Here is a 25,127-nt window from a genome sequence, read left to right on the forward strand (position 1 = left end):
TCACAAAAAAAGAGATACAATAGTATCTCTTTTTTTTATTTTTTATATTAAAGACTTAACTTTAGACTTTGGACTCAAGACTTTAGACTATAACCACCTATCCTTCTTGATGTAACCAAGCTTTTTTGGCCAACAGTTCCTCTTCAGTTTCACGAATATCCTCATCATCTACACAGCAATCTACTGGACAAACCGCTGCACATTGTGGCTCATCGTGGAAACCTTTACATTCTGTACATTTATCAGAAACGATATAATACACTTCATCAGAAACAGCATCTTGTGATGCTCCTGCATCAACTTGATCTCCGCCAAAATCAATAATACCATCTAAAGAGGTACCATCAGAAAATCTCCAGGCTGTGCCTGCGTCATAAATTGCATTATTTGGGCATTCTGGCTCGCATGCTCCACAATTAATGCACTCGTCTGTTATTTTAATTGCCATGTGTTCGTGTAATTCTTTTGCTAAGTTTAACTTTGCGATGCAAATATATAACATAATCCATTTATAATAGTTCTAAATATGTCATCACTTACTAAAGAGAAAATTATCGTTGCACTACAAAAACTGAGTATTTTCCTGCAAAATCCTAGTCAGTCGTTTGAACATATTATAAACAGCGCACAAAATAGCAATGGCTGGTTTATCGAATCTGAGGTAAAAAAAGCAATTTCGGCGTTAAACCAGATGTTAAATGAAAATGATTTACATACTTGGCTAGCTGACGTTACGCTAGTAGAGACGCCAAAAAAAATCGGGCTAATTTTAGCCGGGAACATTCCTCTAGTTGGTTTTCATGATGTTCTATCTGTTTTAGCTACTGGAAATATAGCTCTAATTAAAATGTCTTCGTCAGACGACAAGTTGTTACCCGCACTTTTAAATGAACTTATTGCTATAGAACCTTTATTTGCAGACCGTATAGTTTACGTAGAACGATTAAAAGATTTTGATGCCATCATTGCTACTGGCAGTAATAATACTTCTCGTTACTTTGAATACTATTTTGGCAAGAAACCTAATATCATCAGAAAAAACAGAAATAGTGTTGCTGTATTAAACGGGCAAGAAACCGTTGAAGAAATAAATAGCTTAGGAAATGATATTTTCGATTATTTTGGTTTAGGTTGCCGAAATGTTTCTAAAATTTATGTTCCGAAGGGATATGATTTGAAACATCTTTTTGAGCCAATTGAGGTTTTTCAGCCAATCATCAACCATTTTAAATATAACAACAACTACGATTATAACAAATCCATCTACCTTGTTAATGGAGTAAAACATTTCGACAATGGCTTTTTATTGGTTAAGGAAGATGAAAATTTTGTGTCGCCATTAGCTGTTTTATTTTACCAAGAATATGAAAATATTCAGGAAATAGAACAAATCCTAAATCAACAAACCGAGCAAATTCAATGTATTGTAAGTAATCTTCCTCTAAATATTGATAAGGATATTTTTGGTTTTGGTTGCAGTCAGCATCCTAAACTTTGGGACTATGCAGATAATGTAAACACCATCAAGTTTTTGCAAAATTTGTAGAAGCCAAACTAATCGCTATTTTGTAGCTTATTAGTCAAAATTTGAAACGCTTCTATAAATTATTTAGCTTATTTGTAATCTTCATTTTTTTCCAAACGGAAATTAATGCTCAAGTATGTACCGGCGCTTTAGGAGATCCCGTAATTAATATCGACTTTGGTAGAGGGAGCAATCAATTTGGACCACCCCTACTTTCTAATCAAACGGATTATATCTATAATGCAGGCACTCCAAATGCTGGGCAATATGTGATTACGAAAAATACATTTGGCATGCACAATTCAGAAAGAGGCTGGCATCAAATCATTAATAGAACTCCTAATGATACTGATGGTTACATGATGGTAATTGACGCAGCTCTTAATCCAGGTGTTTTTTACCAGACAAGTATTAATAATTTGTGCCCTAAGACTACATATGAGTTTGCTGCTTGGATTAATAATATTCTAAATTATTCCGGAATCAAACCTAATGTAACTTTCCTTATAGAAACAAACGACGGGATACTTTTAAGTAAGTATGATACTAACGATATTTTAGAAAGTACTGTTTCAACATGGAAAAGATATTCAACGACTTTTACTACTTCCAACGAAACGGATATTGTTTTAAAAATTGTGAATAACGGCAGTGGTCAAAATGGAAATGACCTAGCAATTGATGACATTACTTTTAGCGCTTGTGGGCCCGAAATTATAAGTTCTATAAACAATGTTGGCACTAAAGCAGATTTGTGTTCGGGCGAAAGTGAAACCTATGTGTTGAAGGCTAATGTTGGCACCGGTTACGAAAATCCAGTTTACCAATGGCAGGAAAATAAAAATGGAGTATGGACCAATCTTGACGGAGAGACATCTACCCAAACAACCCGAACTTTCCTAAATGCTACTGCGGGTTTGTATCAATATAGATTAAATGTAGCAGAGCGAGAAAATATTGGCTCTCCACTTTGTGGCGTTTTTTCAGCGGTATTAACTATAAGGGTAACACAACAACCTAATGCGGCTGCAACTTCAAATTCGCCCGTCTGCTTTGATGGACAAATTAGACTTTTAACCAATAATATCAATCTGTTACCAGGTGATGATGTAACCTATAAGTGGACCGGCCCAAATTTTAGCTCGGCAGATAGAGATCCCATCATCAGCAACGCTAACTTAGTGCATGAAGGAACCTATTTTTTAACAGTTAAAATAAATGGTTGCACTAGCACTACTCAAACTGAGGTTAAAGTAACGCCTAAAGTAATTGCCTCTACTACTTTTAACGACATTACCATTTGCGAAGGCGATGTTATTAGACTTGAAGCGAGTGGCGGTGATACATTTAAATGGTTGCCGTCCGAAAACCTTAACGATCCGAATACTGCTACGCCAATCGCATCGCCTAAAAAAACAACCACCTATTCGGTAACGGTAGGCGTAGGAGCTTGTCTTGATACCAAAAACATAACGGTAACAGTAAACCCTAAAACAACAGGAAACGCCGGCGCAGATAGAAGAATTCTTGCCGGGCAATCTGTTCAGCTAGATGGAACTGCAACAGGCAGCAACGCTAAGTTTAGTTGGAGTCCGACGGACTATTTAGATGATCCGACAATATTAAACCCTATTGCAACACCACCTGCAGACATAACTTACACGTTGACCATAAGTTCTGATTGTAATACGGTTACCGATGATGTTTTTATAAGAGTTTTTCCCAAAGTAGACATTGCCAATACTTTTACACCAAATGGCGATGGAGTTAATGATACATGGATAATTCCAGCAATAGAAAGATTCGAAAAAATTAAACTCGAAGTAATGACACGTTATGGCGAAAAAGTGTTCGAAGCTAACAGTTTCAAATCTTGGGATGGAAAATTTAAGGGCAATGATTTACCTGTAGGCACCTATTTTTATATACTTTACCTCGGCGACACGGCTCAAAAATTTTCTGGTTGGGTTTTATTAACCAGATAAATAAGAATTTTCAATTCTTTATCAGATTGAAAATGCTATTTTTGGACAAATGTATATCATCAAAGTAAAAGGCATCGCCAAAATTCCAGATTACGTACAACTAAGGGATGAGAAGTTTACGTTATTAGCGTACTTTAGGGTTGATAGGCCCGACAAATCTTTAGAGAAGCTAGGCTTTGGTGATAAACAAGCCTACATTATGAGTATTATTAATGATTTGCCCTTTGGGCAGGTTACCAAATTAGAGATTTAGCATGGCAGAAAATATAGTTATTAACCTACAAAACGTTGATGTTTTTCAGCAAAAACATCTAGTATTATCTAACGTAAATTTAAATATAGCCAAAGGCGAATTTGTCTTTTTAATCGGTCAAACAGGATCGGGTAAAAGTAGTTTGCTTAAAATTATCTATGGCGATCTTCATATTGGTAATGGCAATGGCGCTGTTGCTGGTTTCGATTTAAAAAACTTAACCGATAAAGAAGTACCTTACTTGCGCAGAAAATTGGGAATTGTTTTTCAAGATTTTCAGTTACTAAGTGATAGAACAATTGAACAAAATTTAGAGTTTGTTTTAAAAGCTACTGGCTGGGACGATAAAAACCTAATCAACGAGCGCATTAAGGATGTGTTGGATAAAGTTGGGTTACGTTCTAAAATTAAAAAAATGCCCCATGAAATGTCTGGTGGCGAACAACAACGTGTGGTTATTGCACGTGCCCTGTTAAACAATCCAGAAATTATTTTGGCCGATGAACCTACTGGAAACTTAGATCCAGATACATCCGAAGAGATTGTATTATTGCTAAAGCAAATTAGCCAAAGTGGTACAGCCGTTTTAATGGCTACGCACGATTACCATATCATCCGTACTTTCCCTTCGCGGATTATTAAATGCGAAGGTGGTGTAGTACATGAAGATGCGCAAATAGCCTAATAAAACACGATTTTTGTCTAACGATTTGAAACAGTTCTACAAATTGTAATTCGAAAATCTAAGATTGTAAATCAAGCCATTGTCAGTTTATCAGTCATTCTGTTGTTTTTAACGCGTTTAAAACTGACAGCATGGCTGATTTTTGCTATTGGCAAAACTTTTGAGTTTAAAGACAAAAACACGCATACAAAACATGTTTAATAAGAAAAAAAAGGAAGAAGAGCCGATTACGGAAAATAATGCAGCTGAGCAGGAAGTAGCTGATGTGCAAACAGAAAATGCTAACGAGAATGAAGAAACAGTTGCAGAACCTGTTGTAGAATTAACCGCTGAGGAAAAACTGCAACATGAAAACAGCGCTTTAAACGATAAATACTTACGCTTATTTGCTGAGTTTGACAACTATAAACGCAGAACCCAAAAAGAGCGTGTAGAATTATTGCAAACTGCCGGTAAAGATGTTGTAGTTTCTTTATTACCTGTTTTAGACGATTTTGAACGTGCTTTAAAAGCAACGGAAAATGCTACAGAGGTTAGTGCTATACGCGATGGAATAATGTTGGTGCAAACTAAACTAAAAAGCATTTTAACGCAAAAAGGTTTGAAAGAGGTTGAAAGCGTAAATACTGTTTTTGACACGGATTTACACGAAGCAATTACCAAAATACCTGCGCCTACTGATGATTTAAAAGGTAAGGTTGTAGACGAACTTGAAAAAGGATACACGCTAAATGACAAAGTAATTCGCTTTGCTAAAGTGGTTGTTGGAGCATAAATATGATTTGATTATTGGTGGATAAGCTATTAGGCGAATTCACAAATTATCACATTAAAAATAAACATGAGCAAAAGAGATTATTACGATATACTTGGCGTAACTAAAAGCGCATCGGCGGATGAGATTAAAAAAGCTTACCGTAAGCTTGCTATTAAATATCACCCAGACAAAAACCCTGACGACAAATCGGCGGAAGATAAATTTAAGGAAGCTGCAGAAGCTTACGAAATTTTAAGCAACGCTGAGAAAAAGCAACGATACGATCAGTATGGACATGCAGGCGTAGGTGGAGCAAGCGGTGGCGGTGGATACGGCGGCGGCGGAATGAACATGGAAGATATCTTTAGCCAGTTCGGAGATATTTTTGGTGGTGGCGGTGGAAGCCCATTCGATAGCTTTTTTGGCGGTGGCCAATCTCGTGGTGGCGGTGGCAGAAGAGTTGCCAAAGGAAGTAATTTACGTATAAAAGTTAAGTTAACGCTTGAAGAAATTGCTAATGGTGCAGAGAAGAAAATTAAGGTTAACAAACAAATCACTTGTAAAACCTGCGATGGTTCTGGCGCAAAAGACAAAGGTTCTGTAAGCACTTGTAAAACTTGCGGTGGCAGTGGTGCAGTACGTAGGGTTACCAATACTATTTTAGGGCAAATGCAAACTACCGCAACCTGCCCTACTTGTCATGGTAGCGGGCAGCAAATTACTGCAAAATGCGGTGCTTGCCATGGCGAAGGTACTGTTCGTGGGGAAGAAACAATTACGATAAATATTCCTGCTGGCGTTAGTGAAGGCATGCAGTTAAGTATGGCTGGCAAAGGTAATGCAGCACCTAATGGTGGCGTACCTGGAGATCTGATCATACTAATAGAAGAATTACCTCACGACACATTAAAACGTGAAGGTAACAACATCGTTTACGATTTACATGTGAGTATTGTTGATGCAGCTTTAGGTTACAGTGCTGAAGTTCCTACAATAGACGGTAAAGCGAAAATTAAAATAGAAGCTGGTACACAAAGCGGAAAATTATTACGCTTAAAAGGCAAAGGTATTCCAGAAGTAAATTCTTACCACCGTGGCGACCAAATTATACATGTTAATATTTGGACACCAAAAGCTCTAAGTAGTGAGGAAAGGGCGATTTTAGAGAAGTTGAGAGAATCTCCTAATTTCAAGCCTCAACCAGGTAAAAATGATAAAAGCTTTTTCGATAAGATGAAAGAGTATTTCGAATAAAAAAAAGCCCCGATAAATCGGGGCTTTTTTTTGGCTATTTTTATACTACTTAACTAAATAGAATAAGCCACCTTGTATATGATTTTTTCGATTGCAAGAAAGCAAAATTAATTATCCGAATTCGCTTCAGTAAAAACTAATCAGCAAAATTTCTAAATGCTTCTCGCAACTTTGTTTCTTGTTCAGCTAGCATTACAAGCTCCTTAGCAGTTTCTTTTATTTTCTTTGAACTATCTCCCATCTTATCGTAACCGTAAATTGGTTGAACAGATTTTGTGTCGCCTTTTAATGTAAGCTCATCTGCAATAACTTTAGCTTGAACTGTAGCATCAACAATTATTTTAGCTCTCTTAGGGAAAAATGTTGCTTGTACCGGTTTAGTTTTAGCATCTAACTTCATTGCTTTGTTCAATTCGGCTAATTTTTTCAATATCAAAGCCTGCTTAGCTAAATATTCACTACGCAGTTTAGTTAAGGAATCTACTAACTGATTGCCTTTTTCACCTTCATCGTTTTTAAATTCACTTGTTGTAATGTAATCGGTTAACGCGGTGTAAACTTCATTTATGATTTCGAAATCTTTATTGAGCAATGCAATCGAATTTTTAAAGAACATTCTATCTCTTATTTCCAACGCTAAAGGTGGATTGTGCGGATTTGCCGCTGCCTTAATTAAATTAGGCGTGCTAAAGATAGGTTTAACTTCTTCGAATGCTTTTGACTCGGCGGGTCTTTGCAAATCTATCTTTATGGTTTTTAAACTATTTTCTAATCTTTCTAGGTAAGCTGTATGGTCATTGGCAAGTTCTGTAACTGCCTCGCTATACGCAGTGATAGCGGTAGTATTTGTAGTTACCATTTGCTTGGTATTTTTTTGGCAGGCAACAAAAAACGCACTTCCAAAAAGCAAAACTTTGATAATGTTTTTCATTTTGATACGATTAACTTTTAAGTTTTATCAAATCGTAAACCAAATGTTATAAACTGCCTTATAGTACCTAAATGCACTTGCAAACAGGAAAAACGTAGCTATGCTATTTACTTCATGTAGAACGATTTCCCTAATTATACTCTAATTATTATTTACCTAATTAAAAACCCAATAAATATTAAGCCCCTTTTTCTCATTTGATTATAACAGATGTGCTTGGAGAATTTTCAGAAGAACTAGTGGCTTTGAAAAATAAACCCGCTTGTAATGGGCCCGAGCAAAGCGAAGTAAAATGGAAAACGGGACTACCGTTGCGACAAGAAAATGACATTGTTTTTGTTAAAAAGTAACAAAAGATGGTATTTTGCATCCAATAGACAACTAAACTATTTCGAGATGCTAAGCGTAAAAAACATTATTAAAGAATACGCCAAACACCGTGCCCTTGATGACGTAAGTATTGAAATTGAAAGGGGTAAAATTTTTGGTCTTTTAGGACCAAACGGCGCAGGCAAAACTTCTTTAATTAGAATTATAACACAAATTACCGCACCAGACAGTGGTGAAGTAATTTTTAATGGCCAGAGATTAAATTCTGACCATATTTCTCAGATTGGCTATTTGCCAGAAGAGCGTGGCCTTTACAAAAAAATGGAAATTGGCGAGCAGGTTCTCTATCTTTCTAAATTGAAGGGCTTAAATACTGCTGATGCAACGAAACGGATAAAGTTTTGGTTCGAAAAGCTAGAAATGGCCGATTGGTGGAATAAAAAAGTGGAAGATTTAAGTAAGGGTATGCAACAAAAAGTACAGTTTGTAGCTACCGTTTTGCACCAACCAGAGCTTATTATTTTAGATGAGCCTTTCTCTGGTTTCGACCCAGTTAACGCCGATATTATTAAAAATGAGATACTTGATTTAAACAAACAGGGTGCAACTTTTATATTTTCTACCCATAGAATGGAAAGTGTAGAGGAATTATGTGATAGTATTGCCCTGATTAACAAATCGAAAAAAATTTTAGATGGTAGTGTAGATGAGATTAAAGCCAGCTACCGCAACAATACATATTGGATTGCCTACGAAGGTGATTTCGACCTAAATGCCAAAGCGGATATTTTTAGTGTTTTACAGCATGAAGTTGCCAAGGGTGTAAATCAAGTTAAAATTACACTGCAACCCGGCAAAAGCGCAAACAATGTATTAGAAGCGCTCCTACCGTATGTAAACATTCATCGTTTAGATGAAGTTATACCAACCATGAACGACATTTTTATTGACAAAGTTAAAGGAAAGCACCATGAATAAAATTTTACTCATTATAAAACGAGAGTATTTTTCGAGGGTAAAGAAAAAATCATTTATTGTGATGACTTTTTTGACACCACTGCTTATAGCAGGAATATATGGTTTGATAGGTTATTTTACTTATACCGGAATTAAGGATACCCATGATAAAATTGGAGTTGTAAGTGCCAACAAAACGCTAACAACTAAACTTACATCTAGCAAAAATGTAGATTATAAATATCTTAACCAATCGCTAGATGACGCAAAACTTGCTTTAGCTAAAGAAGATTACGATTATATACTTTACCTGCCAGAGTTTACGCTAAATGAGCCAAAAGGCATTGAGTTGTTTGGAAAAAAGCAAGCCGGACTTTCTATAAACCGCAGAATTTCTGATGACTTAGAGGAGATTATTAGAAATCAAAAACTTCAGGAATCTGGTATCTCGCAGGGCGATTTGGATAAGCTGAAAACAAACGTAGACATTGAAACGAAAAAAATTACAGCAGACACCGGCAAAGAAGAGTCTAGTAGTGCCGGTGCAAGTACAATTATTGCATTTATTGCAGGTGTACTAATGTTTATGTTCATTATGCTTTACGGTATACAAGTTATGCGTGGCGTTATCGAAGAAAAAACGAGTAGGATTATTGAAGTGATGATTTCGTCTGTAAAACCTTTTCAGTTAATGATGGGCAAAATTATTGGTATTGCTTTAGTTGGTTTAACGCAGTTTGTACTTTGGATTGTGTTAACATTTACCATAAGTACAGTGGTGGCCACGGTGTTTATTGATAAAGAAGATGTTAAAAAAGTAGCAAACACTGCTACTGCTAAAAATGAACTTGCTACGGGAACCGATGCTGTTAGCACAGCACAAGGCCCATTGGCCGACATACAAAAAAGTTTGGCAGGCTTAGAAGTTGGTAAAATAGTTACAGTTTTTATCTTTTTCTTTCTAGGCGGATATCTTTTCTACAGTGCATTGTACGCTGCCATTGGATCGGCTGTAGATAGCGAAACAGAAACACAGCAATTTATGATGCCGGTAATGATGCCGTTGTTGCTAGGTTATGCTTTGTCGTTAAGCGTTGTTACTAATGATCCGTATGGCGATATAGCTTTTTGGATTTCTATGATTCCATTTACCTCTCCTATTGCAATGGTTGTGCGTTTGCCATACGGTGTTCCAGCTTGGGAACTTGCACTTTCAATGGCAATTTTGGTTGCTGGTTTTGTGCTAACTGTTTGGGTTGCCAGCAGAATTTATCGCGTTGGAATTTTAATGTATGGTAAAAAAACCACTTTTAAAGAAATGTTTAAATGGTTCACTTATAAAAACTAACAGACTATAACTGCTGAAATAGGTTAATCTCATTCACCCTTCGATCTTAGAGGATTAGCTATAACAGTTTAGGTACCTCAGGTATTTAAGTACAAAACATCGATTAGCCTAAGTGCAAGGTGCAAAATAATACATTAAAAAATTAGCCGTTAAATAAGTACATGAGGATAGCAGCAATAGATTTAGGAACCAATACTTTTCATTTAATAATAGCCGAGCAAAATGCTAACGAGTTACAAATAGTTTATAAAACTAATCAGCCTGTTAAGCTGGGCGAAGATATTACAAAAGATAACTGTATAATTCCTGTAGCGTTTGAGCGGGGAATAAACTGCCTAAAGGAATTTAAAAATAGCCTTTTAATACATGATGTTACGTTAGTTAAAGCAACCGCCACCTCAGCTGTAAGAAGTGCTTCTAATGGACAAAACTTTGTGGATGCCGTTAAACAAGCTGCCGATATTGATATTGAAATTATTGACGGGGATGAAGAAGCAGAGCTGATTTACGAAGGTGTAAAATTAAGTGGCGCAATCACCGGAAAATCATTAATTATGGATATTGGTGGCGGTAGCACCGAATTCATTTTATGTGATGAGGAAAATCTGATTTGGAAAAAAAGCTACAATATAGGTGCGGCAAGGTTAATGCAAAAGTTCTTTAAAACAGATCCTATTAGTAAAACTGAAATAGATCAAATCAATGAACATATTGCAAGCGAGCTAAAAGCACTAAAAGTTATTGTCGAAGAGTACCAGCCAAAAACATTAATTGGCTCTGCAGGTGCATTCGAAACTTTCGCCAGTATGATCAATCCATCGTTGAACATAGCCGAAACTAGCACAGCTGATATTTACTTGAAAGACTACTTATCCCTATCTAACAAATTAATTTCTTCTACACATGCTGAACGAGAAGCAATGCCTAATTTAATTCCATTACGGGTTGATATGATTGTTATGGCGAGTTTACTTACAAACTATGTTGTACAGACCTTTGAGCTAACAGAAATTAAACTATCTACTTATGATTTAAAGATGGGTGTTTTACAAAGTTTAAAATCTTAGGTTTTATTTACCATTGCAATTTTGCCCATAATCATGTAAACTTCAGCCAGTTTTAAGTCTACCTGCTTTTCTTTTAAATAATTGAGTTTAGTAGATCCCTCGAAACGAATCGACTCGACTTTAATTATACTATTTTCGTTAACCAAACTGTTCTTAAAAACAATTTCATACCTGCCATTTTCATCCGTTTTCGAAAACAATTTAGTATTCGCTATCACAACTCTGATGCCAGCTAACGGCTTATTATTTTCGTCGAAAACATAACCATAGATTTTCTTCAGCTTGTTTGGTTTAACATCAATAGGTGCCTTTTCCGAGCCAGATACAATTTCAATTGGCTCACTTATTCCAATTGCTTTTGCCTCATTAACAAACAAACTTGCGCCTATTGCTAATACGCTTAAATATTTAAGCCAATTTTTATTAGATGGAGCGGCTATAAAATAATAATTAAGCTGATTAAGTTGTGTAACTGAAAGTCTACCGCAAATACTTTCATTTGAACTAGCTATAATTTTAACAATTTCTGCATTGCTATGGTTAGAGAAATCTACTACGCATTTTTGGCAAGCTTCGCAAAAACGCCCTTTACTTCTATCTTCCATTAGCTCCCAATTTTGGGTGCAAGGTTCTGCAATTTGTACGGATATGGCTTTAGTTTTCATCTGTCTCAATTTGGATAGATGATGGAAAAACTAAATTAATTCCATAAGGGACTTATAAATTACTTAAAGTTTTATAAAGTTTCTCTGTTGGCAAGCCCATTACGTTAGTATAAGAGCCTTTAATGTATTCTACTACAGCTAGGCCCCACCAGTCTTGTATGCCGTAACTGCCAGCTTTATCAAATGGCTTAAAATTTTCTATGTAATAGTTTATTTCGCTTAGGCTTACTTTTCTACACGAAACTTCAGATGAGTCGAAAAAAGAAACTGTTTTATCATCTGTTAGAATAGACACGCCTGTATAAACTTCATGTACGCTACCACTTAATTTCTGTAACATTTCTTGCGCATGCGATGCATCCTGTGGCTTACCTAAAATCTCACCATTTAACGCTACAATCGTATCAGCGGTGATCACGATTTTGCCTTGCACATTACCAAAAGCCTCTGCTTTCTTCTTTGCTATGTACACTGAAATTTCAGATGGCGATAGGTTTGAAGGATAACTTTCATCAACATCTTTCAACTCTACCGAAAAATCGAAACCCAATAGTTGTAACAGCTCTTGTCTGCGAGGTGATTTAGAAGCTAAAATGATGGGTTGATTTTGTATGTACATAGCTAATATTTTATAAATTTCGTCTAAAATAACAAAAGCGACCGGTAAGTCGCTTTTGTTATTATTTTTTTGTGGTTCAAATTATTTACCGCCACCTTGTCTTTCTTTCATCATTTTCTCTCTAGCGGCTTTTTGCTCGTCTTGCCAAGCTTTGTAAGCGGTTTTTTGCTCAGCAGTAAAAATCGCGTTTAATTTTGTGTCGGTATCAGCAGACATTTTTTGAAATTTTGCCATCATTGCTTCTCTATCTCCACCACCAGCTTGCATTTCTTCACGCATTTTTTTCTGCGCTTCTGCCGCTTCCGTGTAAACAGCCGTTACTTTAGTTTTCTGCTCATCAGTTAATTTAACTTTCTCATCCAACTGTTTAACTCTCTCTTCTGGTGTAGCATTCATACGGCCACCGCCTGGTCTGCCACCACCTTGTTGTGCATTTGCAAAGGTTACTACACTAAATAATAACCCGCAGATAATTAATAATTTTTTCATGTTTTGTTTATATTTTATGGTTGTTAGAGCATCACAATTCATAAATAGTTTAATCAATTTTAGTAACTAAATTGATACCATTCTAAAACATTGAAAAAGAAACAATTACACTTTAAGCTATTTACTAGCCTCTGCAGCATCCGGGTTCAGATCGAACCACTTTTTTTGAACTTTTAACACTTTTTCAATTACATCTCTAACCGCGGCATCGCCACCGTTTTTAGGTGAAATATAATGAGAAACCAACTTAATTTCGTCTACAGCGTCTGCCGGACAAGTTGCTATACCAACCAATTGCATTACAAAATAATCAGGCATATCATCGCCCATGTATAAAACTTGCTCTGGCTTAATGGCTTTACTTGCTAAATATTCCTCAAATACAGCAACCTTATTATTTACACGAAGAAAAACATCTTGCAACTCTAAATTTTCAAAACGTTTTTCTGTTGCTGTACCACCCCCTCCCGATATTATACAAATATTAAATCCACGCTTTTGAGCTAATTGTAGCGCATAACCATCCTTAATATTAAACTTACGTAATAAGTCGCCAGATTCAGATGCGATAACAGTTCCGTCGGTTAAAACGCCATCAACATCAAAAATAAAAGTGGTAATATTTTTTAAGTTCTGTAAAAACATGGGGATGATTTTTTAGAATTTATTTTGCTTAATCTTGGTTGTCTCTCCACTCGTAAACCCAAGCAGATTGAATTTGCTCCAAATGTCCTTCGTTACTTTCTTCTCTTGTACCTTTAAAGTTTGGCAGTTCTAATACCCATTCAATTAATTCCGTAAAACGAATACGGTAGATTTTCGCTTCGTTAAAATCATCGCCAAATTTCTCGTAAAGCTCTTGGGCAATATCTTCGTGGTCGTTCCAATGTATAGGTAGTGCAAATTTATCGTTGTTCATCTCTTTTTTATAATGTTTGAAGGTAAATGTTTAAGCTCAAATTTGAGCCATAAATTGCTAAGCAATTAGTGCCCTAAAAATGAAGATTGATCAGGTATAGTTACCTCAATATCTCCATCAATAATTACACACTGGCAAGCTAAACGCGAAGTAATTTTTGGCCTAACAGCTCTATCGATAAAATCTTCTTCCTTATCAGATATTTCTTGAATGTTATCCATGCCTTTAGTTACGTAAATGTGGCAGGTACTGCAACCGCATACACCACCGCAGTTGTGTTGCAATTCTATACCATTATCCAGGCAAACGTCTAAAACATCTTCACCTGCCGCAATAGGCAACTCTAACGGAGTTTTGCCGTCCTCCTCAAAATTTATTTTTAGTTTGAAAATACTCATAATTATTTGCAAAAGTAACTAGCTAAAAGCACAAATTGATATTAATTGTGTTTTTTAATACTATTACTTAGAGTTTTATATATTTCTAATAAAGCTGGCTGTTTTACCAACATCGCTTCATGACTTTTTAAGGTTTGTTCATCATTTCTAACCGCAGGACCAGTTTGTGCATTTTTAGGCGTTGTAGTTAATATTTTATTGGCTGTTTCTTTAATCAGCGGTTTAATTAAATCAAATTTCAAATCGTTTTCAGCTAATAAATTTGCTGCTAACGCGTATAAATGGTTTGTAAAATTACAGGCAAAAACTGCCGACAAATGCAGAACTTTACGTCGTTCGCTATCTACTTCCTCTACTTTATCACTCAACTTAATTGCTACCGCCTTAATAAAGGCTAAAGTTTCATAATTATTTGCTTCTACACAAAGTGGAATAATTCTAAAGTCTAGGGTCTTATCTTTCGAAAAGGTTTGCAGAGGATATAACACCCCGTAGTTTTTAATTTTATTTCCGAAAACATTTAGGTTAACTGACCCTGCTGTATGCACAATAGCGCCTTTAAAATGTACTAGTCTTGCTAATGTCTCTGCAATGGCATCATCTTTAATTGCAATTACAAGCAAATCTGCATCATTATCTACTTCATTCAAGCTCTCTATCGCCTGTGCACTAACCTTTATTGCTAAGTTTAAAGCATTGCCGTAATTATTAGACCAAACTTGAGAAACCTCTATATCAGCATCTAAAAAAGCCAAGGCTAGATGTGTAGCAACGTTTCCCGATCCAACAATAACAACTTTCATACTTTAACGTCCAACTAACTCTTTTTGTCGTCTAAAAATAGAAATAACGAAACCGATAACCATTACAATAGTTCCTACCCAATACAAATTAATGTAAGGGAACTCAATAGATTTAAACACTACCCAATCCTTAGCCTGTTGTGGTTTCTCAAAAATCTGGATTTCAAATTTATTTTGCTCCGGAATAATTTTGGTAAATCTAACACGTAACCCCAACTCGTCGTTTTTTCTGGCAAAATCAAATACATTACTTCCCTTAACCATAAATAAAGGTTCTAACATATAAACCTTACCACTAACGTTAATTTCTAAAGGCAAACTAACTGCTAAATCGCCAGGCGCCAGGGTTAAATCCTTAACAACTGGTTTACTATTTATTGGTTTAACCGTTAAAATACCGCTACTAGTATGGATTGTATCGCCAACACTTACCATCTCCACTCTCGGAGCTTTGTAGTTTTCCTCTTCTGTATGTCCTTCGTGAGGCTCATGCTCTTCTTGCCTTACTGCTGCGCTGGTTATGTGGGTATAAATATCAGTTGTTAAATAATGCTTTGTATCTGGAGATGGAATTGCTCCACCCATTTGAGCATTTTCTTGGATTCTTGGATTCAAATCAAAATCCTCTTTAATTTTACCATCCTCAGCAAAAACCTTAAAGTTCAACTTATAGTAAGTATTTGGCAAAACTGTTGTATCGCTTACATAAGTAACTGTATACCTACCCATTTTTTTAGGCTCGTTTTTATACAGCATTATATTTTCGCCAGGTTTTTCGCCTTTCTCAAAATCTTTAACCGCAATTTCGTTGGTTGCATTTATAGATATAACTTTACTAGTAGCCGCCGCAACTAAAGCGCCGATTAACAAAATAGCAAAACCAATGTGCGCAACTGCAGAGCCAACTAACTTAGTTCCTTTGCCGCTAAAAGCTGATGTTAATAACCTGGCATTCGCCAAAACTGAAAATACACAGCTAAAAGTTAAAATAACGTACATTAAGTTGGTGTAAACACCAGTTAACCAAGCAAAGCCTCCAGTAATTACCATAGCAAAAACTACCGAAGAAACTAAACTGCTATAAAATTTCCGAGGATCAGTTCGTTTGTATTTCAAAAACTGAGAAAAGCCGGATATCAAAGCAATTAATACCGCAAAAGGTGCTTGCCACTTATTATAAAAAGCGATTACATCTTTTCTTGGGGCTATGTTTGTACCAAAGGCAACATTAAATACTGGTACTGAAGTAGCAAAAATAATATGTATACAAGAAACCGTTACCACTAGTGCTCCAATAAACATCCAAAACTCTCTCGAATAAGTTTCTTCATCTTTATGTGTAATTGGCAACTCTTTCCACCTTGATGCTACGAAATAGACAGCAATAAATAAGAATATTACATTATAGGCAATTAAATGACCAAACATTCCTAAATCGGTAAAAGAGTGAACCGAGGTTTCGCCCAAAATACCGCTTCTTGTTAAAAAGGACGCGTATAATACCAACACAAAACTTATCAATATTAAAGCCATTGCCGTAAAATAAGCATGACCTGTATTTTTATAAACGATGATAACGTGTACGCCACCAATTAAGGTTAACCATGGGATAATGGAAGCATTTTCAACCGGATCCCAAGCCCAAAAACCACCGAAATTTAATGCTTCGTAAGCCCAGAACGAACCCATAATAATACCTGTTCCTAAAATCATTACGGCGAATAATGCCCAAGGTAAAACAGGTTTAACCCATTCTTTATATCTTCTTTGCCATAGTGCACTTACACCATACGCGAAAGGTACGATCATACTTGCAAATCCTAAAAACAACGTCGGCGGGTGTATAACCATCCAATAATTTTGCAGTAATGGATTTAAGCCTTTACCATCTGTAATAAATTTTAAATAGTTTTTGAAATTCTCTGGATCGTTAAAAACCATAGGTGCAAACACCTTTAAATCCCTCGCTTCTCTTAAAAGAATAAAAGGAGAGCTACCCAAACGATAGCCAAAAATTTCTACACCCAAAAGCATAGAAGTTAAAAACACCTGAGAAAACGCTACGATAGTCATTACACCATTCTCCCAAGTTTTAGCTTTCCAAATTAAGATAGCTCCCAATAGCGATTGCCAAAATGCCCAAAGCCAGAAACTGCCTTCCTGCCCTTCCCAAAATGCCGAAACAATATAATATACAGGTAATGATTTTGAAGAATGCTGATAAACGTAATTATATTCGTAGTAGTGGTTTAGAATAAGATAGAATAAGGTTGTTCCTATTCCTATTACACTAATTATGTTCACGAAAAAACCAATTCTACCAAGCTTTGTCCAAGAGGTATCGCTTTGGTTTCTGCTTTTTACCGCGAAATAATATGAGATTGTAGATAATAAAGACGCTGCAAAAGCTAGCACGATAAAGAACTGGCCAATTTTACCTGGCAGGAGGTTTTCTCCAATAAACTGAATATCCATTAAGACTTGTTAACTTGTGTTACAGTGCCATCTTGGTTAACTTCAACCATATTGTCATTGTATTTAGACGGGCATTTCATTAATATTTTAGATGCATAAAAGGTGTCGTTTTTCATTTCGCCAATTAGCACTAATTTTTCTGAACGTTCAAAATCTTGGGGTTTTGTACCGTTAAGCACCACCTTTTTAACTAAACCTTTTTCATCTTTCATGTGGAAAGCGAAATGATTAGGATCTTTAACCGCATCGTAATAGGTACCTTTACTTTTTTCCCAATTACCAATTACATGTTCTTCCCTATTAGAAGTTGCTGCCTCGGCAAAGTTAGAATAGCTCTGCGTGTCTGCATTTAAGCTAACTAAGAAGCCAATGCAAAGAGCAATGGTAATTAGACCAATAATTGCGCTTTTTCTCATGTTGGTTAAATTAAAAATCTACCCAACAAAGATAATTAAACAATATTACGCGAAAAAATTGCGTGGCTTTCTAATGTATATCGTGACAATATATTGATAGTTCGACACGTAAAAAACAAGTTGTTTTTAATGATTCTATATAAAGAAAAGAAAAAGAGACTTATTTGTATTTTTCTTGGATAAGCTCTGGAAATGCCTTACGTAGTTTTTGAACTTTTGGTCCGCAAACGTTAACAATATAACTGTTATTAGGATTTAGGCGATAATAGTTTTGATGATATTTTTCTGCCGGATAAAAGGTTGCAATTGGCTTAACCTCGGTAACTACCAAACCCGCCAAACTTTTACTATTTAATCTTTTTATAACGGTTTCTATTTGTTTCTTTTCTGCGTCATCACTATAGAAAGCCATAGAACGGTAACTTGTTCCTACATCAGGTCCTTGCCTATTTAATTGAGTTGGATCATGCATTACAAAAAAAGCTTCCAATAATTGCGCAAAGCTGATAACCGATGGATCATAAATTACTTGTACTGCTTCGGCATGACCAGTTTCATCGGTATTTACCTGCTCGTAAGTTGGATTTTTAGTAGTTCCGCCAGTGTAGCCACTAGTTGCTTTTACAACTCCCTTAAGTTGCGAAAAACCTTCTTGAATTCCCCAGAAACATCCCGCAGCAAAAACAGCAACTTTTTGTTTTGGTCCTGGTGTGGGTAAATCTGCTTTGGTTTTTTCGTTGCTGCTGCAAGATGTTGCAATGGTTAAGCTTAGTAATAGAATTAAGATCCTTTTCATGATTGACAAGTTTAATACAATATACGAGGAAATAGCAGTTTTGTTTTTGCAGGTTTGTCATTACAGTACAATTTTAATTTTTTAGCGCCTTGCACAGCCGATGACTTAAAACCTGATTGCAATGGAAATCTTTTTTGTAGCGGTGCCTAATCAAGCTAGGCATAAACATTAACAAAAAAATTGAAATGAAAAGCAGGACTGCCCCTAAAAAAGTGAAGCTGAATTTGCTTTGCAAAAAAAATCCTCGCCAAATAAATGACGAGGACTGTATAATGTGTTGCAACCTATTATGGCCAGATACCTAAGTTCATGTAAGAAATTGCAATTTTGTCAATCGAATTTACAAACGCTGCTGTTCTTAATGTTTTCACCTCTGGTTTGTTTTTTAGGGTTTCTCTAATTTCACGGTAAGAGTGAATCATCGTATCTTCTAAACCAGAGTTTACCAATTCCATTTCTGACGCACCTTTAACAATCATTAAGCGATTTTCGTCAGGAATAGTTTTGCCAGTTAAGCTTTCTAAAGTATTAATTAAGTTTGCATTTGAGTTTTCTGCATAACGTTTTTCCATGCGGCCAAACGCAACGTGCGAAAGATTTTTTAACCATTCGAAATAAGATACTGTTACACCACCAGCATTACAGTACATATCAGGAATGATGATACCGCCCATTTCTGTAAAAATTTCTTCAGCCTCTGGCGTACATGGACCATTTGCACCTTCAGCAATAATTTTTGCTTTAATGTTACGGATGTTAGCGCCTGTAATTTGATTTTCTAAAGCTGCAGGAACTAGGATATCACATTCCTGCTCTAACCCTTCCAAAGAGTTTTTGAAATCTGTAGCACCTGGGAAGCCTAAAATTGAACCTGTATTTTTACGGTGAGCAAAAACCTCATCGATATTTAAACCACTTGCTTTGTAGATAGCACCTTCGTACTCGCAAACACCAACTATGGTTGCTCCAAATTCTGCTAAGAACTTAGCAGAGTGATAACCTACGTTACCTAAACCCTGAACGATAACTTTTTTATCACCCAAACCAGCTGTTAAACCTAAAGCGGCCATATCATCGGCAAAGCTTACACACTCGCGAACGGCGAAAGCCACACCACGACCAGTTGCTTCTTTTCTACCACGAATACCGTGTAGAGCGATGGGTTTACCAGTTACGCAGCCTAAAGCATCTAAAGAACCAGGGTTCATTGCCATGTAAGTATCAGCAATCCAACTCATTTCTCTTTCGCCCGATCCGTAATCTGGAGCAGGTACGTCTATACCAGGACCAATAAAATTCTTTTTGATTAATTCTGTTGTATAACGACGAGTTATTGTTTCTAACTCGGCAACTGTATAATTTTTTGGGTTAATGCAAATACCGCCTTTTGCACCACCAAATGGAACGTTTACAATGGCACATTTGTAAGTCATTAATGCGGCAAGCGCCATAACTTCATCTTCATTTACCATTTCGCTATAGCGAATACCACCTTTAGTAGGGCTCATGTGGTGAGAGTGTTCTACACGCCATGCATCAATTACTTCGAAACCGTTTCCTCTACGAATTGGAAATTGGAAACGATACACACTGTTACATGCTTTTATTTGAGCCAATAAACCTTCTGGATGCGAGGTGAATTTTGCGGCACTATCAAAGTTATTACAGACATCTGTAAAAAAACTTGTTTCTGCTGTATTAGCCATTACTTATTGTTTTATAAATTGGGTTTTTTCTTTGTACGCTGCAAAATTGCATTAAATTAATGCATTTATGCAAGTATAAATTTGCTTAGTGTAAGATAAACACACTGCCGAAATCATCAAAAGATTAGGGCTATGCCGTTTAAAATTAGTTTTTGATGTTAGATTTTTTTTCTAACATTTTTATTCTTTTGTCTATTGCGAACAGATATACCAGCAAACCAATTAAAATTATTAGCACTACGGCCACTACAACGTATATTTTACCATTGTTATGGATGCTTTGCATAACTGATGCTTCTTGAGTTTGCGCAAATAATTGGCTAACAAACAGTAACATTAAAAATGTGCTTGATAATTTCTTAATCATGATTTAAATTATTTTGTTCTAACACCCTAACTCTTACCAACAGCGTGTAAATCCAATATCCAATTAATATCCAACCTAAAACAGCTGGGTAAAAAACCATACGCATATGGCTGTCTAAATCGTAAGCGTTAAAACCAGGGTTACCACCGTTGCCGGGATGTAGGGAGTCTGACAATCGAGGTAGTACGAAGAGCAATACCACCATCATTGGGAAAGCGAAAATATTATAAATGGCGGCTATTTTAGCTCGCTTTTGCTCCTCATCTATCGCATTGCGAAGAATTAAATAAGCGAAATAAAGCAAAAGTGAAATGGCTGCAAAGTTCTGTTTCACATCGAAACTCCAAAATGCACCCCAGGTAAATTTAGCCCAAACAGCTCCAGTTACAATGCCAAGCGTACCAAATATTACCCCAATATTTACACTTTCGACGGCTTTTATATCATCTAGGGCGCTACTTGTTAGTAAGGACTTTATGCTAAAGAAAACCGAAATCGAAAACAACACAATCATACCGAACCACATTGGCACGTGAAAATAAAGATTGCGAGAAGTTTCGTAAAGGTTATGTTGGTAAGGAAATCCGAAATAATCTGCTTTTATATTTTGGTTTGGCAAGGCATCTTTACGCAGTCCATAAATCTTGTTAACCATAGCATTATCTACTATAATGGCTTCGGTTAAAACAATTAAACCATCTTTCTCACCCGTACCAATTAAATGTAAAGTATTGCTGCCAAATGCCTCTGGAAGAACAAAAACAGCTTTCGCTTCGCTTGCGTTTACAACAATTATAGAATCTGCTTTTAATAGTTGCTTGTGATCCTGCAGATAAAACGCTAGGTTTTGTTCTTGATTAAATCTGGTGTTATAACCATTTACATCTACAGTTAGCTTTTGATTTGGATTTAGTTTACCGTGATTAATTGATTCAACTCCGGGTTTTAGTGGAAAATACAATCCGGCAATTGCCGAATAAACTACCAATAATGCGCATAAAATTTTCCACCAAGATTTAGCCATGTTTTGTATTACCTGATTTTTATCAGGCAAAGGTAACAATCTATTTTTGTCTTAAATAATTAATCGGCAAAGTAAAAATGGCTAAATGAAAGAAATAAGGTTTAAATGACAAATTAATAATTGAGCTGCTTAGAATTTAATTTGTTGCTTTACGTAGCAATTTATCGAACTCTATTTCTGCTAACGCAGCTCCTAATTGTTTATTGGTAATGGTTATAGCGTAAGCTCTCGCTAAAGCCGAAGGTTTAACTACTTCCAGATCCACCAAGTATTTATCGTTCTCGAAAGATAGTGCCTTACCCTCTACCTTTTTATACTTTTCGGTAAGGAGCAATTCTCCAAAACTTTTAAAATCATCTATGTTAAACACTACATATTTAACTCGGTAGTTATAAACACGTTTAGTTTTATCACTTTTATAGGTTTTAAAATCAAAAAATGCATATTTAGAACGATCTATTGGTCTGTAAGTACGAGAAGTATCGTTGCCTCCGGAGGTGACATCCCTTCTAAAATAATCGAAGCCTTTATTTTCTAAAAAAGCCTCCAACTTTTCTATCGACGGTTGAGTAAATGTGCTAGTTAGTTCTGCGAAAGTTAGTTTTTGCGCATTTGCCGAAGTGATGGCAAACAAAAGAATTATAAATATTGCTGCCTTTTTCATTTTTAATCTCTCCATAAATAAGGGAATAGTAACAACGAAACAGCCATAACCATTACATTAATTAATGCCAAAAGACCAACGTCATCTAAACTTACGCTCCTATCCAAACCATCTATGGCATTTTTCGCTAATTTAATTAGTACTATTAGCACCGGTATAATAATTGGGAAACTTAAAATGGCCATTAACATGCCACCGTTGCCCGCTTTAGATGCAATTGCCGACACCATGGTAAATATTGTTGCAAAGCTTAAACTGCCCATAATAGTTGCTACTAAATACATCAGCACGTCTGCTTCTTTCGGAAAATCGAACACCATACTATAGAACATTAATGCAACAAGCGTTAGGCCAATCATTAACAAACTGTTGTATATTGTTTTTGCGATTATTAGCGAGATTGGGCTTACCAAGGTGTAGATGTATAAATGCCTGCCTTTACTTTCCTGAAGAAAACTTTTTGCCACAGCATTTATAGAAGCAAATAACATGATGATCCAAAATAATGCATTCCAAGTTAGTTTTTCGATACTAACAAATGACAGAAAACATACAAAAACAGTTGAAACAACGTAAAGCAATACACCATTTAAAGCGTATTTAGAACGCCATTCCAATAGCATTTCTTTTCTTATAAGTTCTTTAATTTGAGTAGCAAACTGCATTGGGAGCAAAGATAGTTTTATTGCTAAATTGTTGTACTGAAAATTGTTGTATTGTTGTAATATTGTATTTGAGATGGAAAAATATTGTAGCATAATCAATTCGCCAATTGGAGAAGTAGTTATAATGGCTGATGAAAATGCAGTTTCTGAAATCACTTTTCATGCTAGGGATACAACGGGCTTAGCAGAGAACGAAATTAGCCAATTAGCCGCCAAAGAATTAAAAGCATATTTCGAAGGAATGCTACAAACCTTCACTTTTCCAATTTCGCAAAGCGGAACAGAATTTCAGCAACAAGTTTGGCAAAACCTTTTAAAAATCCCCTATGGTGAGATAACCTCTTATGCCAAATTTTCGGCACACAAACCTTTAGCCATAAGAGCTATCGCCGCCGCAAACGGAAAAAACAATATAGCTATCGCCATTCCTTGCCATAGAGTTATTGGCAGCAATGGCAAACTTGTTGGTTATGCAGGAGAACTTTGGCGAAAAAAGTGGTTGTTACAGCACGAAAGAGAGGTTGTGCAGAAAGGCCAAACTGAGTTGAAGTTTTAAATAGTTGGAAACTTGACCGTTTCGAAGCCCCTAAGTTTAAATTATTCAATACTAAATCGTAATTCGTCAATCTAAAATCTTAAACAAAATGAATCCATATTTAGATATTGCATTAAGAAGTTTATCGGTATACGTATTTATGCTGGTGGCAATAAGACTTACAGGCAAAAAAGAACTTTCGCAATTAAATACGATTGATGTGGTGTTGATTTTACTCATTAGCAATGCGGTGCAAAATGCGATGGTTGGCAGCAACACAAGCTTGTTTGGCGGATTGGCAGCTGCAGCTGTGCTTTTTATCCTCAACTACATTCTTAAGAAGGTAACTTTTAAAAGCAAAAAGATTAGCAATTTCATTTTTCAGCATCCAGAAGTTCTAATCCACAACGGGATTTTAAACTTTGATAAGTTAAGTCGTTTAGGAATTAGCGATGATGAATTGAAAGAAGCCATGCGTGAACATGGCGTTGAACATTACAAAGATGTTAAGCTTGCCATGTTTGAAGTTGATGGAAACATCAGCATCATTAGTGGCGAAAAAAATTTAAGACAAAGTCATTACAAACGTAAAAAAGCACATAAATCCTTACTGCTTAACGATTAAAATTTACGCTTTCGTTTCTAACTGAACCTTTTTTACGCTTGAAACCAATAGCAAAACACCAACCAACAACACTACCCAGCCCCATTGAAAATGGATGGTTTTAGCTAAAACCTTATCAAAAAATTTTGAACCGAAATAGTTATTTACTTTAAAATATACCGCAACGGCCATTAGGGCACTCCAAATTAGAGTAACAATTGCCATAATTTTAAACGCTCTTAACGCTCTTACAAAAAGCATCATTGTAGTTAATCCCAAAACCGCCATTGATATGTAAAGCAAACGCGGATCTGCTTGGTACAAAACCCAATTGCCTTTTAAAGGCACTTTAAGCATTGGCGCTACAGAAATAGCAATTGCGGTTAGTATTAGCCCGATATAAGCGTTCGTTTTTCTTACGATTAACATTTTTAAAGTTTTATTTAAAGGTGGTAAGTTTCAAGTTGAAATTGCCAACTGAAAACTGGATTATTTTCTAGTATCGATACCCATTTTTTCTGCAAAGTGAGCGCAATAATCGCGTAGGTCTTCTACAATGTTTTCTTCGCCAGTTGCTTTCAAAAAACTATCGCCCATGGTTTGCAAAGTCTCGTAGAAAAAACGTTTCATTTCATCAACCGGCATATCTTTAGTCCATAAATCTATACGCATAGAGTTTTTGTAGTTATGGTCCCACAAAGCCAGAATCATTGATTTTACAGGCACTTGATCTTTGGTTTCAGCATCTGTACTTTCCCAAAGAATATTCTCTGGCATATTTTTATCGTCTAATTCTACCGTAATTTTAATTTCTGCTTGTCTCATAAAATGAATTCACTGATTTTTTGGTTGCAAATATGCTCATTTTACCAAGCAATTTACAGCCACTA

The 25,127-nt window shown here is 35.9% G+C and carries 29 protein-coding genes and 1 pseudogene; 11 read left to right on the forward strand and 19 right to left on the reverse strand.

The features are described 5' to 3' along the window. Window positions 1-97: 97 nt before the first annotated feature. Window positions 98-448 carry a 4Fe-4S dicluster domain-containing protein gene (locus DUT69_RS14040; protein ID WP_113654191.1) on the reverse strand — a complete coding sequence of 117 codons (351 nt, stop codon included), beginning with the start codon at window positions 446-448 and terminating at the stop codon, window positions 98-100. Window positions 449-526: 78 nt separating this feature from the next. Between DUT69_RS14040 and DUT69_RS14045 the strand changes: the two genes are divergently transcribed. From DUT69_RS14045 to dnaJ, 6 genes are all read left to right on the forward strand, one after another. Next, entirely contained in the window at window positions 527-1,546 is a 1,020-nt protein-coding gene (locus DUT69_RS14045) for an acyl-CoA reductase (RefSeq protein ID WP_113653875.1), read from the forward strand. Between the two features lie 41 nt (window positions 1,547-1,587). Beyond that, window positions 1,588-3,510, forward strand: coding sequence for a gliding motility-associated C-terminal domain-containing protein (locus DUT69_RS14050; RefSeq protein WP_113653876.1), 1,923 nt, complete (start codon window positions 1,588-1,590; stop codon window positions 3,508-3,510). Window positions 3,511-3,559: 49 nt separating this feature from the next. After that, complete coding sequence (locus tag DUT69_RS14055; RefSeq protein WP_113653877.1) at window positions 3,560-3,763, forward strand: fructose-6-phosphate aldolase; 204 nt, start codon at window positions 3,560-3,562, stop codon at window positions 3,761-3,763. Between the two features lies 1 nt (window position 3,764). Continuing rightward, window positions 3,765-4,448 carry a cell division ATP-binding protein FtsE gene (locus tag DUT69_RS14060; protein WP_113653878.1) on the forward strand — a complete coding sequence of 228 codons (684 nt, stop codon included), beginning with the start codon at window positions 3,765-3,767 and terminating at the stop codon, window positions 4,446-4,448. A 193-nt stretch (window positions 4,449-4,641) separates the two neighbouring features. After that, window positions 4,642-5,223, forward strand: coding sequence for a nucleotide exchange factor GrpE (locus DUT69_RS14065; protein WP_113653879.1), 582 nt, complete (start codon window positions 4,642-4,644; stop codon window positions 5,221-5,223). Between the two features lie 66 nt (window positions 5,224-5,289). Further along, complete coding sequence (gene dnaJ, locus DUT69_RS14070) at window positions 5,290-6,459, forward strand: molecular chaperone DnaJ (RefSeq protein WP_113653880.1); 1,170 nt, start codon at window positions 5,290-5,292, stop codon at window positions 6,457-6,459. Window positions 6,460-6,595: 136 nt separating this feature from the next. On the opposite strand, the gene DUT69_RS14075 is transcribed toward dnaJ, so the two are convergent. Further along, the gene (locus DUT69_RS14075) at window positions 6,596-7,390 is read right to left on the reverse strand and encodes a hypothetical protein (RefSeq protein ID WP_113653881.1); all 795 of its coding nucleotides are present in this window, start codon (window positions 7,388-7,390) and stop codon (window positions 6,596-6,598) included. A 396-nt stretch (window positions 7,391-7,786) separates the two neighbouring features. On the opposite strand from DUT69_RS14075, the gene DUT69_RS14080 reads away from it, so the two are divergent. The 3 genes from DUT69_RS14080 (at window position 7,787) to DUT69_RS14090 (ending at window position 11,092) form a co-directional block, all read left to right on the forward strand. Continuing rightward, entirely contained in the window at window positions 7,787-8,698 is a 912-nt protein-coding gene (locus DUT69_RS14080; RefSeq protein WP_113654192.1) for an ABC transporter ATP-binding protein, read from the forward strand. Then, window positions 8,691-10,025: an ABC transporter permease gene (locus DUT69_RS14085; RefSeq protein ID WP_113653882.1), complete on the forward strand. Its 1,335-nt coding sequence runs from the start codon at window positions 8,691-8,693 to the stop codon at window positions 10,023-10,025. The genes DUT69_RS14080 and DUT69_RS14085 overlap by 8 nt, the downstream gene beginning before the upstream one ends. Window positions 10,026-10,186: 161 nt before the next feature. After that, the gene (locus tag DUT69_RS14090; protein WP_113653883.1) at window positions 10,187-11,092 is read left to right on the forward strand and encodes a Ppx/GppA phosphatase family protein; all 906 of its coding nucleotides are present in this window, start codon (window positions 10,187-10,189) and stop codon (window positions 11,090-11,092) included. Here DUT69_RS14090 and DUT69_RS14095 read toward each other — a convergent pair. The 15 genes and pseudogenes from DUT69_RS14095 to DUT69_RS14165 form a co-directional block, all read right to left on the reverse strand. Then, window positions 11,089-11,757 (reverse strand): carboxypeptidase-like regulatory domain-containing protein, encoded by a 669-nt coding sequence (locus tag DUT69_RS14095; RefSeq protein ID WP_113653884.1) that lies wholly within the window; start codon window positions 11,755-11,757, stop codon window positions 11,089-11,091. The two genes, DUT69_RS14090 and DUT69_RS14095, sit on opposite strands and share 4 nt — an antisense overlap. Before the next feature lie 52 nt (window positions 11,758-11,809). Continuing rightward, window positions 11,810-12,376, reverse strand: a complete 567-nt coding sequence (locus DUT69_RS14100) for a Maf family nucleotide pyrophosphatase (RefSeq protein WP_113653885.1) — start codon at window positions 12,374-12,376, stop codon at window positions 11,810-11,812. A gap of 81 nt (window positions 12,377-12,457) precedes the next feature. Further along, window positions 12,458-12,865, reverse strand: a complete 408-nt coding sequence (locus tag DUT69_RS14105; RefSeq protein ID WP_113654193.1) for a Spy/CpxP family protein refolding chaperone — start codon at window positions 12,863-12,865, stop codon at window positions 12,458-12,460. 117 nt (window positions 12,866-12,982) lie between these two features. After that, the gene (locus tag DUT69_RS14110) at window positions 12,983-13,510 is read right to left on the reverse strand and encodes a KdsC family phosphatase (RefSeq protein WP_205314276.1); all 528 of its coding nucleotides are present in this window, start codon (window positions 13,508-13,510) and stop codon (window positions 12,983-12,985) included. Window positions 13,511-13,538: 28 nt separating this feature from the next. After that, complete coding sequence (iscX, locus tag DUT69_RS14115; protein ID WP_113653887.1) at window positions 13,539-13,784, reverse strand: Fe-S cluster assembly protein IscX; 246 nt, start codon at window positions 13,782-13,784, stop codon at window positions 13,539-13,541. A 65-nt stretch (window positions 13,785-13,849) separates the two neighbouring features. Beyond that, complete coding sequence (locus tag DUT69_RS14120) at window positions 13,850-14,182, reverse strand: 2Fe-2S iron-sulfur cluster-binding protein (RefSeq protein ID WP_113653888.1); 333 nt, start codon at window positions 14,180-14,182, stop codon at window positions 13,850-13,852. Window positions 14,183-14,223: 41 nt separating this feature from the next. After that, entirely contained in the window at window positions 14,224-14,985 is a 762-nt protein-coding gene (locus DUT69_RS14125) for a Rossmann-like and DUF2520 domain-containing protein (RefSeq protein WP_113653889.1), read from the reverse strand. A gap of 3 nt (window positions 14,986-14,988) precedes the next feature. Further along, window positions 14,989-17,460, reverse strand: a complete 2,472-nt coding sequence (locus DUT69_RS14130) for a heme lyase CcmF/NrfE family subunit (RefSeq protein WP_113653890.1) — start codon at window positions 17,458-17,460, stop codon at window positions 14,989-14,991. Next, entirely contained in the window at window positions 17,460-17,876 is a 417-nt protein-coding gene (locus tag DUT69_RS14135) for a cytochrome c maturation protein CcmE domain-containing protein (protein WP_113653891.1), read from the reverse strand. Before DUT69_RS14135 ends, DUT69_RS14130 begins: the two co-directional genes overlap by 1 nt. A 160-nt stretch (window positions 17,877-18,036) precedes the next feature. Beyond that, a complete protein-coding gene (gene msrA, locus DUT69_RS14140) occupies window positions 18,037-18,672 on the reverse strand; it encodes a peptide-methionine (S)-S-oxide reductase MsrA (RefSeq protein ID WP_113653892.1) in 636 nt (211 codons plus the stop codon). A gap of 287 nt (window positions 18,673-18,959) precedes the next feature. Further along, the gene (locus DUT69_RS14145) at window positions 18,960-20,378 is read right to left on the reverse strand and encodes a Glu/Leu/Phe/Val family dehydrogenase (protein WP_113653893.1); all 1,419 of its coding nucleotides are present in this window, start codon (window positions 20,376-20,378) and stop codon (window positions 18,960-18,962) included. Between the two features lie 145 nt (window positions 20,379-20,523). Continuing rightward, a complete protein-coding gene (locus tag DUT69_RS14150) occupies window positions 20,524-20,745 on the reverse strand; it encodes a CcmD family protein (protein WP_240186726.1) in 222 nt (73 codons plus the stop codon). After that, window positions 20,738-21,310: pseudogene (locus DUT69_RS14155) on the reverse strand (cytochrome c biogenesis protein); the annotation flags it as partial. The pseudogene DUT69_RS14155 and the gene DUT69_RS14150, both read right to left, overlap by 8 nt. 595 nt (window positions 21,311-21,905) lie before the next feature. Further along, the gene (locus tag DUT69_RS14160; protein ID WP_113653894.1) at window positions 21,906-22,433 is read right to left on the reverse strand and encodes a hypothetical protein; all 528 of its coding nucleotides are present in this window, start codon (window positions 22,431-22,433) and stop codon (window positions 21,906-21,908) included. Between the two features lie 2 nt (window positions 22,434-22,435). Beyond that, window positions 22,436-23,098 (reverse strand): heme exporter protein CcmB, encoded by a 663-nt coding sequence (locus tag DUT69_RS14165; protein WP_113653895.1) that lies wholly within the window; start codon window positions 23,096-23,098, stop codon window positions 22,436-22,438. Between the two features lie 73 nt (window positions 23,099-23,171). On the opposite strand from DUT69_RS14165, the gene DUT69_RS14170 reads away from it, so the two are divergent. Both DUT69_RS14170 and DUT69_RS14175 read left to right on the forward strand, forming a co-directional pair. Next, window positions 23,172-23,654, forward strand: coding sequence for a methylated-DNA--[protein]-cysteine S-methyltransferase (locus tag DUT69_RS14170; protein ID WP_113653896.1), 483 nt, complete (start codon window positions 23,172-23,174; stop codon window positions 23,652-23,654). A gap of 88 nt (window positions 23,655-23,742) precedes the next feature. After that, window positions 23,743-24,258 carry a DUF421 domain-containing protein gene (locus DUT69_RS14175; RefSeq protein ID WP_113653897.1) on the forward strand — a complete coding sequence of 172 codons (516 nt, stop codon included), beginning with the start codon at window positions 23,743-23,745 and terminating at the stop codon, window positions 24,256-24,258. A 3-nt stretch (window positions 24,259-24,261) separates the two neighbouring features. Here the strand turns inward: DUT69_RS14175 and DUT69_RS14180 are convergent, their stop codons facing one another. Beyond that, window positions 24,262-24,666: a hypothetical protein gene (locus DUT69_RS14180; RefSeq protein WP_113653898.1), complete on the reverse strand. Its 405-nt coding sequence runs from the start codon at window positions 24,664-24,666 to the stop codon at window positions 24,262-24,264. A 60-nt stretch (window positions 24,667-24,726) separates the two neighbouring features. Further along, on the reverse strand, window positions 24,727-25,062 hold the full coding sequence (gldC, locus tag DUT69_RS14185) for a gliding motility protein GldC (protein WP_113653899.1): 336 nt from the start codon (window positions 25,060-25,062) through the stop codon (window positions 24,727-24,729). Window positions 25,063-25,127 lie beyond the last annotated feature (65 nt).

Origin of the sequence: Pedobacter namyangjuensis (assembly GCF_003313325.1) — a bacterium.
Taxonomy (GTDB): Bacteria; Bacteroidota; Bacteroidia; order Sphingobacteriales; family Sphingobacteriaceae; genus Pedobacter; species Pedobacter namyangjuensis.

What these genes read in the sequence shown, in the direction of transcription:
- DUT69_RS14040 (WP_113654191.1), bottom strand. Translation starts at nt 448, where the DNA reads ATGGCAATTAAAATAACAGACGAGTGCATTAATTGTGGAGCATGCGAG.
- DUT69_RS14045 (WP_113653875.1), top strand. Translation starts at nt 527, where the DNA reads ATGTCATCACTTACTAAAGAGAAAATTATCGTTGCACTACAAAAACTG.
- DUT69_RS14055 (WP_113653877.1), top strand. Translation starts at nt 3,560, where the DNA reads ATGTATATCATCAAAGTAAAAGGCATCGCCAAAATTCCAGATTACGTA.
- DUT69_RS14060 (WP_113653878.1), top strand. Translation starts at nt 3,765, where the DNA reads ATGGCAGAAAATATAGTTATTAACCTACAAAACGTTGATGTTTTTCAG.
- DUT69_RS14065 (WP_113653879.1), top strand. Translation starts at nt 4,642, where the DNA reads ATGTTTAATAAGAAAAAAAAGGAAGAAGAGCCGATTACGGAAAATAAT.
- dnaJ (WP_113653880.1), top strand. Translation starts at nt 5,290, where the DNA reads ATGAGCAAAAGAGATTATTACGATATACTTGGCGTAACTAAAAGCGCA.
- DUT69_RS14075 (WP_113653881.1), bottom strand. Translation starts at nt 7,390, where the DNA reads ATGAAAAACATTATCAAAGTTTTGCTTTTTGGAAGTGCGTTTTTTGTT.
- DUT69_RS14080 (WP_113654192.1), top strand. Translation starts at nt 7,787, where the DNA reads ATGCTAAGCGTAAAAAACATTATTAAAGAATACGCCAAACACCGTGCC.
- DUT69_RS14085 (WP_113653882.1), top strand. Translation starts at nt 8,691, where the DNA reads ATGAATAAAATTTTACTCATTATAAAACGAGAGTATTTTTCGAGGGTA.
- DUT69_RS14090 (WP_113653883.1), top strand. Translation starts at nt 10,187, where the DNA reads ATGAGGATAGCAGCAATAGATTTAGGAACCAATACTTTTCATTTAATA.
- DUT69_RS14095 (WP_113653884.1), bottom strand. Translation starts at nt 11,757, where the DNA reads ATGAAAACTAAAGCCATATCCGTACAAATTGCAGAACCTTGCACCCAA.
- DUT69_RS14100 (WP_113653885.1), bottom strand. Translation starts at nt 12,376, where the DNA reads ATGTACATACAAAATCAACCCATCATTTTAGCTTCTAAATCACCTCGC.
- DUT69_RS14105 (WP_113654193.1), bottom strand. Translation starts at nt 12,865, where the DNA reads ATGAAAAAATTATTAATTATCTGCGGGTTATTATTTAGTGTAGTAACC.
- DUT69_RS14110 (WP_205314276.1), bottom strand. Translation starts at nt 13,510, where the DNA reads ATGTTTTTACAGAACTTAAAAAATATTACCACTTTTATTTTTGATGTT.
- iscX (WP_113653887.1), bottom strand. Translation starts at nt 13,784, where the DNA reads ATGAACAACGATAAATTTGCACTACCTATACATTGGAACGACCACGAA.
- DUT69_RS14120 (WP_113653888.1), bottom strand. Translation starts at nt 14,182, where the DNA reads ATGAGTATTTTCAAACTAAAAATAAATTTTGAGGAGGACGGCAAAACT.
- DUT69_RS14125 (WP_113653889.1), bottom strand. Translation starts at nt 14,985, where the DNA reads ATGAAAGTTGTTATTGTTGGATCGGGAAACGTTGCTACACATCTAGCC.
- DUT69_RS14130 (WP_113653890.1), bottom strand. Translation starts at nt 17,460, where the DNA reads ATGGATATTCAGTTTATTGGAGAAAACCTCCTGCCAGGTAAAATTGGC.
- DUT69_RS14135 (WP_113653891.1), bottom strand. Translation starts at nt 17,876, where the DNA reads ATGAGAAAAAGCGCAATTATTGGTCTAATTACCATTGCTCTTTGCATT.
- msrA (WP_113653892.1), bottom strand. Translation starts at nt 18,672, where the DNA reads ATGAAAAGGATCTTAATTCTATTACTAAGCTTAACCATTGCAACATCT.
- DUT69_RS14145 (WP_113653893.1), bottom strand. Translation starts at nt 20,378, where the DNA reads ATGGCTAATACAGCAGAAACAAGTTTTTTTACAGATGTCTGTAATAAC.
- DUT69_RS14150 (WP_240186726.1), bottom strand. Translation starts at nt 20,745, where the DNA reads ATGATTAAGAAATTATCAAGCACATTTTTAATGTTACTGTTTGTTAGC.
- DUT69_RS14160 (WP_113653894.1), bottom strand. Translation starts at nt 22,433, where the DNA reads ATGAAAAAGGCAGCAATATTTATAATTCTTTTGTTTGCCATCACTTCG.
- DUT69_RS14165 (WP_113653895.1), bottom strand. Translation starts at nt 23,098, where the DNA reads ATGCAGTTTGCTACTCAAATTAAAGAACTTATAAGAAAAGAAATGCTA.
- DUT69_RS14170 (WP_113653896.1), top strand. Translation starts at nt 23,172, where the DNA reads ATGGAAAAATATTGTAGCATAATCAATTCGCCAATTGGAGAAGTAGTT.
- DUT69_RS14175 (WP_113653897.1), top strand. Translation starts at nt 23,743, where the DNA reads ATGAATCCATATTTAGATATTGCATTAAGAAGTTTATCGGTATACGTA.
- DUT69_RS14180 (WP_113653898.1), bottom strand. Translation starts at nt 24,666, where the DNA reads ATGTTAATCGTAAGAAAAACGAACGCTTATATCGGGCTAATACTAACC.
- gldC (WP_113653899.1), bottom strand. Translation starts at nt 25,062, where the DNA reads ATGAGACAAGCAGAAATTAAAATTACGGTAGAATTAGACGATAAAAAT.